Origin of the sequence: Streptomyces sp. NPDC058691 (assembly GCF_042714775.1) — a bacterium.
Lineage (GTDB): Bacteria > Actinomycetota > Actinomycetes > Streptomycetales > Streptomycetaceae > Actinacidiphila.
Window position 1 is genome coordinate 189,453 of the sequence record NZ_JBHXSO010000003.1, and the last position, 15,088, is coordinate 204,540.

Annotated in this window: 14 protein-coding genes and 1 riboswitch; of the genes, 5 read left to right on the plus strand and 9 right to left on the minus strand. The window is 73.0% G+C overall.

Going from position 1 to position 15,088, the window contains the following annotated elements:
• Window positions 1-159 precede the first annotated feature (159 nt).
• Window positions 160-290: riboswitch (FMN riboswitch) on the minus strand.
• 355 nt (window positions 291-645) lie between these two features.
• Complete coding sequence (locus ACFWVC_RS03600; RefSeq protein ID WP_384275920.1) at window positions 646-1,854, minus strand: ROK family protein; 1,209 nt, start codon at window positions 1,852-1,854, stop codon at window positions 646-648.
• Window positions 1,855-1,982: 128 nt separating this feature from the next.
• Here ACFWVC_RS03600 and ACFWVC_RS03605 point away from each other — a divergent pair, with 128 nt between their 5' ends.
• Window positions 1,983-3,200: an MFS transporter gene (locus tag ACFWVC_RS03605; protein WP_384275927.1), complete on the plus strand. Its 1,218-nt coding sequence runs from the start codon at window positions 1,983-1,985 to the stop codon at window positions 3,198-3,200.
• A 10-nt stretch (window positions 3,201-3,210) separates the two neighbouring features.
• Window positions 3,211-3,747, plus strand: coding sequence for a GNAT family N-acetyltransferase (locus tag ACFWVC_RS03610; RefSeq protein WP_384275934.1), 537 nt, complete (start codon window positions 3,211-3,213; stop codon window positions 3,745-3,747).
• Window positions 3,748-4,437: 690 nt separating this feature from the next.
• On the opposite strand, the gene ACFWVC_RS03615 is transcribed toward ACFWVC_RS03610, so the two are convergent.
• Window positions 4,438-5,310, minus strand: coding sequence for a helix-turn-helix transcriptional regulator (locus ACFWVC_RS03615; RefSeq protein WP_384275940.1), 873 nt, complete (start codon window positions 5,308-5,310; stop codon window positions 4,438-4,440).
• 120 nt (window positions 5,311-5,430) lie between these two features.
• Between ACFWVC_RS03615 and ACFWVC_RS03620 the strand changes: the two genes are divergently transcribed.
• Both ACFWVC_RS03620 and ACFWVC_RS03625 read left to right on the plus strand, forming a co-directional pair.
• Window positions 5,431-6,306 (plus strand): NAD-dependent epimerase/dehydratase family protein, encoded by an 876-nt coding sequence (locus ACFWVC_RS03620; protein WP_384275949.1) that lies wholly within the window; start codon window positions 5,431-5,433, stop codon window positions 6,304-6,306.
• A gap of 70 nt (window positions 6,307-6,376) precedes the next feature.
• The gene (locus ACFWVC_RS03625) at window positions 6,377-7,066 is read left to right on the plus strand and encodes a DUF5995 family protein (RefSeq protein WP_384275956.1); all 690 of its coding nucleotides are present in this window, start codon (window positions 6,377-6,379) and stop codon (window positions 7,064-7,066) included.
• Between the two features lie 13 nt (window positions 7,067-7,079).
• Here the strand turns inward: ACFWVC_RS03625 and ACFWVC_RS03630 are convergent, their stop codons facing one another.
• The 4 genes from ACFWVC_RS03630 to ACFWVC_RS03645 form a co-directional block, all read right to left on the minus strand.
• On the minus strand, window positions 7,080-8,786 hold the full coding sequence (locus ACFWVC_RS03630; RefSeq protein WP_384275960.1) for a flavin monoamine oxidase family protein: 1,707 nt from the start codon (window positions 8,784-8,786) through the stop codon (window positions 7,080-7,082).
• A gap of 53 nt (window positions 8,787-8,839) precedes the next feature.
• Window positions 8,840-9,640 (minus strand): carbon-nitrogen hydrolase family protein, encoded by an 801-nt coding sequence (locus ACFWVC_RS03635; protein WP_384275966.1) that lies wholly within the window; start codon window positions 9,638-9,640, stop codon window positions 8,840-8,842.
• 153 nt (window positions 9,641-9,793) lie between these two features.
• Window positions 9,794-10,249 carry an Lrp/AsnC family transcriptional regulator gene (locus ACFWVC_RS03640; RefSeq protein ID WP_384275971.1) on the minus strand — a complete coding sequence of 152 codons (456 nt, stop codon included), beginning with the start codon at window positions 10,247-10,249 and terminating at the stop codon, window positions 9,794-9,796.
• Window positions 10,250-10,488: 239 nt separating this feature from the next.
• A complete protein-coding gene (locus ACFWVC_RS03645; RefSeq protein ID WP_384276414.1) occupies window positions 10,489-11,937 on the minus strand; it encodes a GuaB1 family IMP dehydrogenase-related protein in 1,449 nt (482 codons plus the stop codon).
• Between the two features lie 205 nt (window positions 11,938-12,142).
• Between ACFWVC_RS03645 and ACFWVC_RS03650 the strand changes: the two genes are divergently transcribed.
• Window positions 12,143-12,883 carry a TetR/AcrR family transcriptional regulator gene (locus tag ACFWVC_RS03650; RefSeq protein WP_384275974.1) on the plus strand — a complete coding sequence of 247 codons (741 nt, stop codon included), beginning with the start codon at window positions 12,143-12,145 and terminating at the stop codon, window positions 12,881-12,883.
• 12 nt (window positions 12,884-12,895) lie between these two features.
• Here the strand turns inward: ACFWVC_RS03650 and ACFWVC_RS03655 are convergent, their stop codons facing one another.
• The 3 genes from ACFWVC_RS03655 to ACFWVC_RS03665 all read right to left on the minus strand — a co-directional run bounded on the left by ACFWVC_RS03655 (window position 12,896) and on the right by ACFWVC_RS03665 (window position 15,083).
• Window positions 12,896-13,930 carry a sugar-binding transcriptional regulator gene (locus ACFWVC_RS03655; protein WP_384275978.1) on the minus strand — a complete coding sequence of 345 codons (1,035 nt, stop codon included), beginning with the start codon at window positions 13,928-13,930 and terminating at the stop codon, window positions 12,896-12,898.
• A gap of 66 nt (window positions 13,931-13,996) precedes the next feature.
• Entirely contained in the window at window positions 13,997-14,662 is a 666-nt protein-coding gene (rpe, locus tag ACFWVC_RS03660; RefSeq protein ID WP_384275985.1) for a ribulose-phosphate 3-epimerase, read from the minus strand.
• 346 nt (window positions 14,663-15,008) lie between these two features.
• Entirely contained in the window at window positions 15,009-15,083 is a 75-nt protein-coding gene (locus tag ACFWVC_RS03665) for a 50S ribosomal protein bL37 (RefSeq protein WP_373297613.1), read from the minus strand.
• Window positions 15,084-15,088: the final 5 nt, after the last annotated feature.

Genomic DNA, 15,088 nt, shown 5'->3' on the forward strand with positions numbered 1-15,088 from the left:
TGCCTCTTCGGGCACGGACTCCGGGGCTGCGCGGGAATCAGAGCGGACGTACGGTTCCTGGAACGCCGAGGTCGGAGGGGTGGCCGCGCCCGTCCGCATCACCGTTTCCGGGATACGCACCCGCGCCGCCGCCGACGGCGGCGTACCGGTTCCTGCCCGCCGCGCACTGCCTCCCATCCGGACTTTAACCGTCGGTCCAGGAATCTCACCTGGTCAACCGGCCGCTGGATGCGGACGGGTCGCGGACTGTAACCGCCGGTTCGGAGTTTCACCGACCCCGGAGTGCGCTGAACGTCACTGGTACTCGACCCAGTCTGCCACGAAGGATCGATGCGTATGCAATGGTTTCCTGTGGGGTCTCTCACAAGCAGTCCCCCGCAGGGCATTGACGCCACTGGTCTAGTCCTCTTACTCTGCCGCCAACGCCCTTGCCACGCAGGCCCATTCGGAGGTCCGACGTGCCCCCACGCACCCGCGCCGCCACGGCCCGGCACCAGGGCGATCCTTTCCGAGTACGCCGACTCCGCTCCGACCGCGGGAACCCCCGGCCCACCAGGGGCCGCATCCCCGCGGACCGCTGACACATCCCCCCACAATCGCCCGGCGGCGGAAGGACGACTCACTCCCCCGCCGTCGGGCCGGACGTCAGACGTCCGGCGTGAACAACGCGTCCTGCGCGGCGTCCATCGCCGACAGCAGGGCGCCGCGCAGCACGGCACTGCCCGCGACCGTCCCCGCCCGCACCTCCGTCGGCAGCGGGGACATCCGCGCGAGCCGCTCGGCGACGCGGGCGGCCAGGTCCCCTCCGCCGGCCCGGCCGACCTCCCCGCCCAGCACGACGCAGCCCGGGTCGAGCACCGCGCACACCGCCGCCACGCCTATGGCCACCCGGTCCGCCAGCGCGTCGAGGAACAGCTCGCCCCGCTTGCCGCCCGCCCGCGCCCGGGCGACCGCCGCCTCCGCCGCCGTCGCGTCGTCCTCGTCCCCCGGGACCGGCAGTCCGTGGGCGCGGGCCAGCGCGCAGACGGCCGCGCTCCCCGCGAGCGAGTGGAACCCGCCCCCGCAGCCACTCGCCGTGGGCGGCTGGAACGTCCCCGGAACCGGCAGGAAGCCGATCTCGCCCGTACCGCCCGAGGCACCGCGGCGCAGCACCCCGCCCAGCACCACCGCGGCACCGACGCCGTGCCCGAGCCACAGCAGCACGAAAGTCTCCCGGTCGCGGACCGAGCCGAGGCGCTGCTCGGCGACGGCGGCCAGATTGACCTCGTTCTCCAGCAGCACCGGCACGTCCAGCCGCCTGCGCAATTCGGCCACCAGGGCGGAGTGCCAGGCCGGCAACTGGCCGGTGGCGCGCAGCTCGCCGGTGGCCGGGTCGACCAGGCCGGGCGCACCGACCGCGACCGTGTGCAGCGTCCCCGCGCCCGCGCGCCGCGCGGTGCGCTCCAGCAGGGCGACCGAGCGGGTGACCGTCCGCTTCGGGTCACCCAGCGGGTCGACGGGCAGCACGGCACTGCCGATCGTGGTCCCCAGCAGGTCGGCGACCTCGATGGCGACGCTGTGCGTGCGCACGTCGAACGCGGCCAGGTGCGCGCGGTCGGCCACGATCCCGTACACCCGCGCATTGGGACCGCGGCGGTCGGCGCCGGTCTCCCCGACGACCGTCACCAGGCCGGCCTCCTGGAGCCGTTCGACGAGGTCGGACACGCTCGGACGGGACAGACCCGTGAGCTCCTTCAGCTGGGACGCGGTCAACGGGCCCTGCGCCTGCAGCAGTTCGAGCGCCAGCCGGTCGTTGATCGCGCGCGCCGTACGGGGGGACGCGGTACGGCCTGCGGGCGGGCGGAGGGCACTCATGACGGGGATCCTTCCAGAAGCCCCGGCCCGGTGGCCGGGAGCGGCTGCATTCCGGCTATCTTTCAGGAAGCCTGCCTGTTAATTTACAGAAGCACACCACAGGGGCGGGACACTGGGAGGGATCACCCATGGCGACGACCACGACGAGGAAGACCGAGCCGCGGCTGCGACGCGCCCATCTGGCCGTCGCCGCGATCTTCGCCGTGCACGGCGCGGTCACCGGCAGCTTCGCCACCCGGATCCCCTGGATCCAGGAGCATGCGGACCTCAGCGCCGGACAGCTCGGCTTCGCCCTCGTCTTCGCCGCCCTCGGCGCGTCCGCGGCCATGCCGCTGGCCGCGCGCATCGCCCACGTCCTCGGCATGCGCGCCGCGCTGCGCGTCCTGGTCGCCCTGTGGTGCGCCTCGCTGGCACTGCCCGCCCTCTCCCCCGGACTGCCCTGGCTGTGCGGGGCGATGTTCGTCTACGGGGCCTCGGCGGGCATGGCGGACGTCGTCATGAACGCGCAGGGCGTCGAGGTCGAGGAGCGCCTCGGCCGGTCGATCATGTCCGGGCTGCACGGCATGTGGAGTGCCGGAGCGCTGTTCGGCTCCCTCGTCGGCGTCGTCGCGGCCCACGCCGCACTCGACGCGCGTGTCCACCTCGCGAGCGCCGCCGCCGTACTCGTCGTGCTCGGGCTGCTGGCCTGCGGCGGCGTCCTGGACCTGCGGCCCGCCCAGCACGACGAGGCCCCCGCCCGCTTCGCGCTGCCTCCGCGCTCCGCCCTGATCATCGGCGCGATCGGCTTCTGCGCGGTCTTCGCCGAGGGCGCCAGCATGGACTGGAGCGCGGTCTACCTGCGCGACATCACCGACGCCTCCCCCGGCGTCGCCGCCGCCTCCTACACCGCCTTCGCCTGCACCATGGCCGTCTCCCGCCTCCTCGGCGACCTCGTCGTACGCCGCTTCGGCCCGGTCCGCACGGTCCGCGTCGGCGGCGTCCTCGCCACCGCGGGCGGCGTCCTGGTGGCCACCGCCGCCAACCAGGTCGCGGCCATCGCCGGCTTCGCCCTCATCGGCGTCGGCATCGCCGTCGTCGTGCCGCTGTGCTTCGCCGCGGCCGGGCGCAGCGGGCCCAACCCGAGCCAGGCCATCGCGGGCGTCGCCACCGTCACGTACACCTCCGGCCTCGTCGCCCCCGCCGCCATCGGCTCCATCGCCCAGGCCAGCTCCCTCCAGGCGTCCTTCGGCCTGGTCACCCTGCTGGCCGCCGGGCTCACCCTCGGCGCGGGCGTCCTGCGCGCCGCCGGCACGTCGGCGGCCGCACCCGCCGACAATCCCGTCGCGGCGGCCGCGCCCCAGGTCTAGCCTGCCCGGCATGCGGATCTTCCTGGAGACGGAGCGGCTGCGCCTGCGGCACTTCACCGACAGCGACGCGGACGCCGACCTCCTCATCGGCCTCGACAGCGACCCCGAGGTGATGCGCTACCTCGGGCCCACCACCCCCGCCGACGTCATCCGGCACGACGTCCTGCCCCGCTTCACGCGCTCCCAGGTCTGGGCCGCCGAGGAGCGGCCCACCGGGCACTTCATCGGCTGGTTCGCCCTCACCCCGCGCGACGTCGGCCCCCCGGACGACCTCGAACTCGGCTACCGGCTGCGGCGCACCGCCTGGGGCCGCGGCTACGCCACGGAGGGCGCCCGCGCGCTTGTGGCCAAGGCCTTCACGGACCTGGGGGCGCGGCGCGTGTACGCGGAGACGATGTTCGTCAACGCCCGCTCCCGGCGGGTCATGGAGAACGCGGGGCTCTCCTTTGTGCGGGTCTTCCACGAGGAGTGGGCGGACCCATTGCCCGGAGCGGAGCACGGCGAGGTCGAATACGCCCTGCTCCGCACGGCCTGGACGCGCCCTTAGGCTTTTCCCGCCTTTTTCCCCGCCCTCCCGCCCGTGTGCCCTGTGAAGTCCGGGCGCCCCGACGCGCGTGCGGGGTGGACCGGGTGCGGGGCCTCCGGGGCTGGCCATTCTGGACAGCACATTTTGGTGCCTCGGGCACTCTCCGCTGTTCACCCCGGGTTGTGCACCCAAATATGCTCCACAGTCCAGAACGCCCACCCCTACGACCCCGCCCCCTCCGTTGTGTTCGCGCCTGATCCCCAGTGGGGGGTGGAAGGCAGCGATGGCACAGGTCCACGGTTGGTGCGGCGGCACATCAGCCGCCCAGCCGTCACCGCCCACACATCCCGCCCATGGGCCGTGCTCGCGGTCGGCCGCGCCCCTTGGCGGCCGGTGGGGCTGTCTCCAGGCAACCGCAGCCGCCCCTGTCCGCCTCCATCCCCCCACTGGGGATCAGGCGCATGACGAAACCGAGGGGGCGGGGGTGCAGGGGTGGGTGTTCTGGACGGTGCGGGATATTTGTGTGCACCATGCGGGACGGGATGAGCAGGTGCTGGAAACGCACGTAAATATCCCAGTCCAGAATGGCCAGCCCCGGAGGCCCCGAACCCGGCACCCACTGAAACGGGCGCCGGGGTGCGTGACTTCACAGGGCACACGGGCGGGAGGGCGGGGAAAAAACCCACCCGGACAGCAACCAAGCCGCACCCGTCAGCCGACCGCCAGGTCCTGCAGGCCCACAACCCTGAGCAACCGCAACCGCTCATAGGACTCCGTCCCCGGCCGCGCGCTGTACAGGATGAGCCGCTGATCGCGCTCCGCGCACACCAGCACCTCGCAGTCGAGCTCCAGCGTCCCGACCACCGGATGCCGGAAGCGCTTGGTCGCGGAACGCCGGACCGCGACCTCATGGGTGGCCCACAGGGCGGCGAACTCCACGCTCGCCCCGCGAAGTTCCGCGACGAGCGCGGCGGCCGCCGCGTCGTGGGGACGGGCGGCGAGGACGGCGCGGAGGTGGGCGACGTGGGCCCGCCCGAGGCCGTGGTGGTCCTCGGGCGGGAAGAGCGAACGCGCCCCCGGGTCGGTGAAGAAGCGCCGGACGACGTTGCGTTGCGCGGGCGGCCGGGCGGAGACGTCACCCAGGAGAGCGGCGGCCATGGCGTTCTGGGCGAGCACGTCGCCGAGGTCGCCGACCACTTGGGCCGGCGTGTCGTCGAGGCGGTCCAGGACGAGCAGCAGTCCGGGCCGCACGTGCCCGGAGCCGCGCGCGTCGCGGGGCGGTTCCTCGCCGCCGAGGTGGAAGAGGTGGTCCCGCTCGTCATCGGAAAGGCGCAGCGCCCGGGCGAGGGCGCCGAGGATCTGCCGGGAGGGCCGGGGTCCGCGGGCCTGTTCCAGCCGTGTGTAGTAGTCGGCGGACATTCCGGCCAGTTGGGCGACCTCCTCACGGCGCAGTCCCGGTGTACGACGCCGGGTGCCGGCCGTCAGGCCCACGTCGGAGGGGGCCAGACGGGCGCGGCCGCGACGCAGGAAGTCGGCGAGTCCTGCGCGGTCGAGAGCGAGGGCGAGGTCGGGGTGCGGGTCCACGGTTACAGCATCGCTCCGGTCCGCGCCCCTATCCAGGGAGTGCTGGTCCCCGGATCGGGAGGTCTCTCCCATCCTGTGCCCGGCCCCCGCAGGCTGGGCCCGTCGCGAGAGGAGACGACGATGCTGACATTGGTGACAGGCGCCACGGGACGGGTGGGCAGCCGTCTCGTGCCGAGGCTGCTGCAGTGGCGGCGCCCGGGTGACGCGGTCCGGGTGCTGGTGCGGGACGCCGAGCGCGGCGAACCGTTCGCACGGCGGGGAGCGCAGGTCGTGACGGGCGACCTGCGCGACGAGGGGGACGTACGGAAGGCGCTGGCGGGGGTGGACGCCGTGCTCCATCTGGCGGCGGTCTTCCGCGACGACGCCGGGGACGGGACGTGGGCGGTCAACCGGGACGCGACCTTGGCCCTGGCCCGGCTGGCGGCCGGAACGGGCGCCGGGTCCGGGGCGGTGCGCTTCGTACAGGCCGGCACGAATCTGGTGTACGGACCCGGCCGGGGCCGCCCGTCGCGGGAGGACGACGAGCCGCGGCCGGGCGGCCCGATGGGAGGCCCGTACCCGGAGTCGAAGGCGGCGGCCGAGCGGGGGTTGCTGGAGCTGCACAAGGCGGCGGGCCTGGACGTGCGCATCGGGCGGCTGGCGTTCGTGTACGGCGAAGGCGACCCGCATCTGGCGCAGTCGCTGCGCTGGGCGGCCGGCTGGGCCGCGCACCAGCGGCTGCACATGGTGCACCACGCCGACGCGGCTCAGGGCCTGTTGCGGCTGCTGCGCACACCGGGCATCGGCGGCCGGATCTACAACATCGCCGACGACGCCCCTGTGACGGCGGTGGAGCTGCACTGGCTGAACGGCGTGGAGCCCCCGGCCGGCATGGCGGAGCGGGCGCTGCCCGACCCGTGGGACGGGGTGGTGTCGACGGTGCGCGTGCGGGACGAGCTGGGGTTCCGTCCGCAGTATCCGTCGGTGTGGACGGCACGGCACGCGGGCGCGCTCTGACTCACCCGATCCGGCGATGCCACGGCCGCCGTTCCGCGCCGGCCGCGCGACCTGCTGCGACGCTGGTCGCATGACGACGGCACAGCGGGCCGCCCCCGCGGGCGTGGAGCAGGTGGTGGCGCGGATGCGGGCGCTGGGCGCGGCGCTGCCGCCCGGCGACGGCGTGGCGGTGTTCAACCGCGTCTATCTGTCGGTCACCGAGGAGCTGGGCCGGCGGCTGGCCGCGGGCGCGTTCGGCGATCCACCGGCCGCCGCCGAGCTGGGCGGCCGATTCGCCGGGCGGTATTTGGCGGCGGTCGAGGGCGGGCTGGACGGCCGCTCGGTGCCGGCCTGCTGGCGGCCGTTGCTGCTGCTGCGCGGTCACCGGGGCGTGCGCCCGGTGCAGTTCGCGCTCGCGGGCATCAACGCCCACGTGGGGCACGATCTCGCGCTGTCGGTGGTGGACACCTGCGCGGCGCTGGAGCGGGAGCCGGCCTCGCTGGAGGCGGATTTCGACCGGGTCGGGGAGCTGCTGACGGCGGTCGAGGAGCGGGTGCGCGAGGAGCTGATGCCCGGTCCCGATCTGCTGGACCTCGCCGATCCGCTGACCCATCTAGCCGGTTCGTGGAGTCTGGACCGCGCGCGGGACGCGGCGTGGGCCGCGTCCCGCGTGCTGTGGTCGCTGCGCGGACTGCCCGAGGTGTACGAGGAGTTCACCGAGAAGCTCGACGCGGGCGTCGGGCTCGTCGGGCGCTTCCTGCTCACCCCGCTGGTCCGCTGAGGGCGGGCGCCGCTCAGTCCTCGTCGAGCATGACGGGCGCGATCTCGTCGTAGCGGTCGCCGGGGCCCGGGTTGGTCTCGTCGGTGACGCCGCCGAGCTGGTGCATGACGCCCCACACGGCGTTGAGCGCGGTCTGCACGGCGCCCTCCGCCCAGCCCGCCGTCCAGGAGATGTCGTCGCCCGCGAGGAATATGCCGCGCTTGTCCTCGGGCAGGGTGTCCTGCATGAAGTGCGTGAACAGGCGCCGCTGGTAGCGGTAGTGGCCGGGCAGGTTGGCCTTGAACGCGCCCATGAAGTAGGGCTCGTTCTCCCAGGAGACGGTCACCGGGCTGCCGATGACGTGCCGGCGGATGTCGACCTTGGGATAGATCTCGCGGAGCGACTTGAGCATGACCTCCATGCGCTCGGACGCGCTCAGCGGCAGCCACTTGAGGCTGTCGTCGCACCAGGTGTACGACAGGCAGATCACGGCCGGCTGGTCAGGTCCGTTGTCCAGCAGGTAGGTGCCGCGGGTCATGCGGTCGGTGAGCGTCATGCTCATCACGTCGCGCCCGGTCTCCTCGTCCTTGTCCAGCCAGAACGGCCGGTCGACCGGGACGAAGAGCTTGCTGGACTCCATGTAGTGCGTGCGCTCGATCGCCGTCCAGTGGTCGATCGGGAAGAGCGAGTCGTCGCAGTCGATCTTGCTGAGCAGCATCCAGCTCTGCGCGGTGAAGATCGCCGCCTGGTAGGTGCGGATGGCGCCGTCGGCGTCGGTGACGGTGATGCGGTTGCCCGCGGTGCGGTTCAGGCGGGTGACGGCCGGGCGCGGGGCGCCGCCGTGCAGCGACTTCAGCGAGGTGCCGTAGGGCCAGTGCACGATCTTCTCGGGCTCGCGCTCCCACAGCCGCACCGGGAGCTGCTGGCTGCCGCCGACGATGCCGCGGTGGTGGTCGTCGGCCTCGCTGTAGACGACGCGCAGGATCTCCAGGATGGAGTTGGGGAAGTCGGTGTCCCAGCCGCCGGTACCGAAGCCGACCTGGCCGAAGATCTCCCGGTGACGGAAGGACGCGAAGGCCTCGGAGTCGCAGAGGAACCCGTAGAAGGTCTGGTTGTCGAGCTTCTCGACCAGCTTCGCCCAGATCTCGCGGATGCGCGGGACGTCGCGCTCACGCATGGCGCGGTTCATGTCGGAGAAGTCCGCGCCCTCCTCCAGGCAGGCGTTCCAGGCGTGCGCGACGTCGCGGTAGACCTGCGGCAGGTCGTCGACGGTCTCGGCGTAATGCGACTCGCCCTTGAGATCGACGACGGTCGACGGGGTCTCGGGCGCGAGCGGGTTGGGGAAGGGCCTGGTCTCCAGGCCCACGAGGTCGATGTAGTGCTGCAGCGCGGTGGAGGACGGCGGGAAGCGCATCGCGCCCATCTCCGCGGTCAGGTTCTCGTCGCAGCCCTCGAAGCCGACGGTGCGCAGCCGGCCGCCGATCGTGTCGGCTTCGTAGAGGACGGGCCTCAGGCCCATCTTCATCAGTTCGTACGCGGCGATGACGCCGGACAGGCCGCCGCCGATGACCGCGACCTCGGTGCCGTGGGCGGTCGCCGGTATGGAGCCGAGGCCCGCCGGGTTCGTCAGGAAGTCGTCGTACGCGAAGGGGAAGTCGGGGCCGAACATCGTGATGGGCGGGGCGGACCGCACCTCGGGGTGCTGCTCGTCGTGGACCGCGGTGGGCACCGTGGACGTCATGGGGTGACTCTCCTGGCAGTGGAACGGGGGCGGGGCGGGGGCGAGGGGTGGGGTCAGCCCAGCGAGCGGTACAGCTCGGGGCGGCGGTCGGCGAGGTAGGGCGTCTCCTCGCGGACGGCGCTCAGGACGGCGGGGTCGGCGTCGGCGACGACCAGTTCCTCCCCGGCGCCGGCCCGGGCGCGGACCGCGCCGTCGGGGCCGACGAGGCAGCTGAGCCCGGCGAAGTCGAACTCGCCTTCGGGCCCGCAGCGGTTGGCGTAGGCCACGTGCAACTGGCTCTCGTAGGCGCGGGCCGGCACGAGGGTCTGGGGGACGAACTCGTACGGCCGCATGAGTGCGGTCGGCACGGCGAGCAGATCGGTACCGGCCAGGGCGTGGGCCCGCACGGTCTCCGGGAACTCGACGTCGTAGCAGATGAGGATGCCGATCCGGATGCCGTCGAGGTCGGCCTGGACGACGCCCTCGTCGCCGGGGGTGAACCAGGTGCGCTCGAAGTCGCCGAAGAGATGGGTCTTGCGGTAGTTGGCTAGGCGCTCGCCGTCCGGGCCGATCAACTGGGCGGCGTTGAAGACGTCGTCGCCGTCGCGCTCGGGGTATCCGTAGACGATGCCGAGGCCGTGCCCGGCGGCGATGCCGGCGACGCGGGCGGCCGTGGGACCGTCGGCGGCCTCGGCGAGGGCCTGGACCGCCTCGCCGAGGGCGTAGCCGGTCGCGAACATCTCTGAGGTGACGAGCAGACGGGCTCCCGCCGCGGCGGCCCGGCGTGCGGCCGCGTCGAGCGCGGCCATGCTGTCGCCGACGGACGAGGGGACGCCGCTGGGGCCTTGGTACAGCGCGGTGCGCAGCGGCGCCATGGAGCCTCTTTCGCCTGGTGGGGGTGCCGGTCCGGGTCTCCCTCGACGGTACGATTCCGGCCACCGCGGCGACAAGACGACTCCGTTGCGCACCAACCGTCGATTCGTTGCGTGCTTGGGCCTCTTTCCGGCGATCCGTTGCGTGCGAGGCGACTAGGTCGGCGAGCCCGAGGTGTAGCGGCGCAGGAGCGGCGAGAGCACCAGGACCGACTTGGTGCGCTCCACGAAGGGCTCGCCGGCGATCCGTTCCAGGACGCGTTCGAAGTGGCGCACGTCGGAGGCGTAGATCTGGACGACGGCGTCCGCCTCGCCGGTGACGGTCGAGGCGGATGCCACCTCCGGGTAGCGCGACAGACCGCGCCGGATGTCCTCGGGCGAGGTGTTGTGGCGGCAGTAGAGCTCGACGAAGGCCTCGGTCTCCCAGCCCAGCGCCGAGGGCTCGACCCGGACGGTGAACCCGGTGATGGCGCCCTCGGCCAGCAGGCGGTCCACCCGGCGCTTGACGGCCGGGGCGGAGAGGCCGACCACGGTGCCGATGTCGGCGTAGGAGCGGCGGGCGTCCTCGGCGAGGGCGTGGACGATGCGTTCGTCGAGTTCGTTCAGGCGCACGGCGGGTGGATCACTTCTCTTCACGAGCGAGCTGGGAACGGCGCATGCCGTACCCACGACAGCCTACGAGCCCGATCGCGGTCCGCCCCGCTCAGCACTCCCGGGTGCTCGCCTCGAATCCGTACGTCGTCCCCGGCTCCGGAAACGCGCACAGCGGCGATTCTTCGACGACATGCGGTCCCCCCTTGCGCCGCCCCCCGCGCGCGGGGTCGAACGGGGAGCGGCGGCAAGGGAGTCGGTCACTGCCAGCTGGCGTGCAGGGGCTTGCCCTCGGCGTAGCCGGCCGCACTCTGGATGCCGACGACGGCCTTCTCGGCGAACTCGGCGAGGCTGGCCGCGCCCGCGTAGGTGCAGGAGCTGCGGACGCCCGCGATGATCGAGTCGATCAGGTCCTCGACACCGGGCCGGGCCGGGTCGAGGAACATCCGCGAAGTGGAGATGCCCTCCTCGAACAGCGCCTTGCGGGCCCGGTCGTACGCGGAGTCCTCGCTGGTGCGGTTGGCCACCGCGCGGGCCGAGGCCATGCCGAAGCTCTCCTTGTAGACCCGCCCGTCGGCGGTCTGCTGGAGGTCGCCGGGCGACTCGTAGGTGCCCGCGAACCAGGAGCCGACCATGACGTTGGACGCGCCGGCGGCCAGCGCCATGGCCACGTCGCGCGGATGCCGCACTCCGCCGTCGGCCCAGACGTGCTTGCCGTGCCTGGCGGCCTCCGCGGCGCACTCCAGCACCGCCGAGAACTGCGGGCGGCCCACTCCGGTCATCATCCGCGTGGTGCACATGGCGCCGGGGCCCACGCCGACCTTGACGATGTCGGCGCCGGCCGCGATCAGGTCGCGCACGCCCTCGGCGGAGACCACGTTGCCGGCCACGACCGGCACCTGCGGATCCAGCGCCCGGACGGCCCTGACGGCCTGGAGCATCGACTCCTGGTGGCCGTGCGCGGTGTCCACGACGAGGGTGTCGACGCCCGCGTCGAGCAGCAGCTTGGCCTTGCCCGCCACGTCGCCGTTGATGCCGACGGCCGCGGCGACGCGCAGCCTGCCCTTCGCGTCGGTGGCGGGCGTGTAGAGGGTGGCGCGCAGGGCGCTCTTACGGGTGACGATGCCCGCGAGCCTGCCGTCCGCGCCGACGGCGGGGGCCAGCTTGCGGTTGGCCTCCTCCAGGCGGTTGAAGGCCTCGCGCGGGTCGATGTCCGCGGGCAGCAGCAGGAGGTCCTTGGACATGACCACGGACACCTGGGTGAAGCGGTCCACGCCCGTCAGGTCGTGCTCGGTGACGACGCCGACGGGGCGGCCGTCCTCGACGACCACGGCGGCGCCGTGCGCCCGCTTGGGCAGCAGGGCCAACGCGTCGGCGACGGTGGCGTGCCGTCCCAGGGAGATGGGCGTGTCGAGCACGAGGTGACGCTGCTTGACCCAGCCGATCACTTCGGTGACCACGTCGATCGGGATGTCCTGCGGAATGACGACCAGGCCTCCCCGACGGGCGACGGTCTCGGCCATCCGCCGGCCGGCGATGGCGGTCATGTTGGCGACCACGAGGGGGATGGTGGTGCCGGTGCCGTCGGGGGCGGAGAGGTCCACGCCCTGGCGGGAGCCCACCGCCGAGCGGCTGGGGACCATGAACACGTCGTCGTACGTCAGGTCGTACGGAGGCTTTGCATCATTGAGGAAACGCACGTACTTGATTTTTGCACGACCGGGGCTGCCGCGGCCACGGACGAAAGTCCGGTGCTCAAGCGAGCCCTTTGGAGCTTCCTCCAAAACGCGGTGGTCGACGGCCGCCCGGGACCGGCCACGGCGCCCCGCCGCCAGCGCATTACCTGTGCCATCGAGGCGTTATCGGCGCCATGACCGGTACGACCGGTATGACTGGTTCGATATCTTTGAGACCGTGACAGACGCGGCAGCACAGGAGTCCACACCGGGAACGCGGGAACGGCTCCTGCGGGCCGCCGCGGGGCTCTTGGCCCAGGGCGGCCGGGACGCGGTGTCGACCCGTGCCGTGAGCGCGGCGGCCGGGGTCCAGGCGCCCACGATCTACCGGGTGTTCGGGGACAAGGAGGGCCTGCTCGAAGCGGTCGCCGACTACGGCTTCCAGGGCTACCTGGCGGAGAAGCAGGCGCTCGCGCGCACCGACGACCCCGTCGCCGACCTGCGGCGCTCCTGGTACCTGCACGTGGAGTTCGGGCTGTCCATGCCGGCGTTCTACCGGCTGATGTACGGGGAGGCGCGCACCGCCGAGTCCTCCTCGGCCCGGGCGGTGGAGATGCTCCGCGAGTTGGTGGCCCGGGTGGCGTCCGCAGGACGGCTGCGCATGAGCGTGGACCGGGCGACCCGCCTCATGCACGCCAACGGGGTCGGGGTCGTCCTCAGCCTGCTGGCCGTCCCGCCGGAGGAGCGGGACGACGGACTGTCCGAAGTCGCCTGCGCGAACGTGATGCGGGCCATCACGACGGACGGCGGGGAAGAGGGCCCGGTCGCGGCCCCCGCGACGGTGGCGGGCCGGGCAGGAGCACTGCGCGAGGCCCTGCGCGATCCGGGGAGCTCGGCTCTGTCGGCAGCCGAACACGCGCTGATGGCCGAGTGGCTCGACCGCATCGCCGACGCGCCCGAAGGGGCGCCAGAGGCCTGAACCGCCGTGCGCCTACGTCCCGGCGGGGTCGGCCCGGTCCAGGGCCGGGCGGGGCATGGGCACCGTGGACTCCAGCAGATAGTCGGCCGCCGAGGTGTCGGTGACGATGCTGGTGACCAGGCCGGATCGCAGGACCGCGTCCACGGCGACAGCCTTGCGCCGCCCGCCGGCGATGGCCAGCACCTCCGGGATGCGCCGCAGCCGGTCCGCCTCGATGGTGATGCAGCGCTCCCCCAGGTCCCGCCCGACGAGGCGGCCCTCGGTGTCGAAGAGGTGCGAGGACATCTCCGCGGCCACGCCCAGTGACGCGTAGTGCTCCCGCTCGGCATCGGTGAGCGCGTCGTGCACCGTGGAGATGCCCGCCGCCCACGAACCGATGGAGACGACGGCGACGGTGACCTTGTCGAAGTAACTCATGGCGGCCGCGATGCCGCTCTGGGCGCGCAGCGCGGCGGCGGTGGCCGGGTCGGCCAGCACCATGGGGGCGTACATGGGGTGGGCCTCGCCCCCGGAGACGGCCGCTGCGGTGCGCACCGCCTCGACCGAGCCGCGGTCGGCGGTGCCCGCGTCGTACACGCCCGTCAGCTGGACGACCGTGCAGGGCGGGAGCCGGTCGAGGGCGTTGGCCATGGTGATGATGGAGCGGCCCCAGGCGAGGCCGAGTACATCGCCCTCGCTGACCAGTTCGCCGAGCAGTTGCGCGGCGACCGCGCCCAGGTTCTCCGGGTCGGGGCCGTCGGTCTCGTCGGCGGGGGATTCGACGACGACCGCGTGCCGCAGGCCGTAACGGGCGCGCAGGGCGTCGGAGCGTTCGGCGTCGAGTTCGGCGGGGACCCTGATCTCGATGCGCACCAGATCGCGTTCGAGGGCCGTCTCCAGGACCCTGGCGACCTTGAAGCGGCTCACGCCGAACTCCTCGGCGATCTGGATCTTGGACTTCCCCTCCAAATAGAAGCGGCGCGCCATCGCCGCCGCCTGGACCATCTCACCGGGGCCCATGCGCACCCCTGTGCGGCCTGTGGTCACGTTCTCTCCCCAGTTGCCCATCTGATCGGCTCCGCGCTCATCCTCGCACGTACTGCCGGGTACCGGAGCACGCCGCCCGAGGAGTGGTCAGTGGGCGCAGGCGGCAGCGGCCTGCTTGCGCAGCGCGCGCACGGCCTCGGCGGGATCCTCCGCCCCGTAGACCGCGGAACCGGCGACGAAGACGTCGGCGCCGGCCTCGGCGCAGCGCTCGATCGTGGACGCGGAGACGCCGCCGTCCACCTGGAGCCACAACTCCAGGCCGTGCCGTTCGATCAGCTGCCGGGCCCGGCGGATCTTGGGAAGCATGATGTCGAGGAAGGCCTGGCCGCCGAAGCCCGGCTCCACCGTCATGATCAGCAGCATGTCGAGCTCGGGCAGCAGGTCCTCATAGGGCTCGACAGGCGTGCCTGGCTTGAGCGCCATCGATGCCCGGGCGCCCATGGCGCGGATCTCGCGGGCGAGGCGCACGGGGGCCGCGGCGGCCTCGACGTGGAAGGTGACGGAGCCGGCGCCCGCCTCGACGTAGGCCGGAGCCCAGCGGTCCGGGTCCTCGATCATCAGGTGGCAGTCGAGCGGGGTCTCGGTCGCCTTGCGCAGCGACTCGACGACCGGCACGCCGAGCGTGAGGTTGGGGACGAAGTGATTGTCCATCACGTCCACATGGAGCCAGTCGGCTCCCTCGACCGCGCGGGCCTCGTCGGCGAGCCGGGCGAAGTCGGCGGAGAGGATGCTGGGGTTGATCTGCACGGCCATGCTCCCAGTATGGCGGTGCTGGCGTCCCGGCCGCGCACCCGGGCGCCGCGCCTGTGGAAAACCCGGGGCCTCGACCGGTGCGGTGTGCCGGCGCCGTCGCGAAGCCTCTCGGGGGACGCTCCGTCAGACCGCCGCGTCAGACCGCCCTGCCCCGGCACCGCGCCCGGGGGTCCAAGGCGACGACGGCGACCGGGGGTTGAGGGGCCGTGGCCGAGGCCCGGCCGCCGGGCCTCCACGGGGGTTCGCGCCAGGGCCCGGAACGGCCGTGACCGCCCGCGCAGGGATGCGGGCGGTCACGGACGGGACAGGTCGTCCCCGGTGGGCCGGGCGGCGATGCGCCCGGGCCTCACGCGTTGGGACGCTTGCCGTGGTTGGCGCCCTTCTTCTTCCGGGCGCGCCTCTTGTTTCCTCGCTTGGACATGATGC

What these genes read in the sequence shown, in the direction of transcription:
- ACFWVC_RS03600 (WP_384275920.1), bottom strand. Translation starts at nt 1,854, where the DNA reads ATGAGTGCCCTCCGCCCGCCCGCAGGCCGTACCGCGTCCCCCCGTACG.
- ACFWVC_RS03605 (WP_384275927.1), top strand. Translation starts at nt 1,983, where the DNA reads ATGGCGACGACCACGACGAGGAAGACCGAGCCGCGGCTGCGACGCGCC.
- ACFWVC_RS03635 (WP_384275966.1), bottom strand. Translation starts at nt 9,640, where the DNA reads ATGGCGCCGCTGCGCACCGCGCTGTACCAAGGCCCCAGCGGCGTCCCC.
- ACFWVC_RS03610 (WP_384275934.1), top strand. Translation starts at nt 3,211, where the DNA reads ATGCGGATCTTCCTGGAGACGGAGCGGCTGCGCCTGCGGCACTTCACC.
- ACFWVC_RS03625 (WP_384275956.1), top strand. Translation starts at nt 6,377, where the DNA reads ATGACGACGGCACAGCGGGCCGCCCCCGCGGGCGTGGAGCAGGTGGTG.
- ACFWVC_RS03620 (WP_384275949.1), top strand. Translation starts at nt 5,431, where the DNA reads ATGCTGACATTGGTGACAGGCGCCACGGGACGGGTGGGCAGCCGTCTC.
- ACFWVC_RS03630 (WP_384275960.1), bottom strand. Translation starts at nt 8,786, where the DNA reads ATGACGTCCACGGTGCCCACCGCGGTCCACGACGAGCAGCACCCCGAG.
- rpe (WP_384275985.1), bottom strand. Translation starts at nt 14,662, where the DNA reads ATGGCCGTGCAGATCAACCCCAGCATCCTCTCCGCCGACTTCGCCCGG.
- ACFWVC_RS03655 (WP_384275978.1), bottom strand. Translation starts at nt 13,930, where the DNA reads ATGGGCAACTGGGGAGAGAACGTGACCACAGGCCGCACAGGGGTGCGC.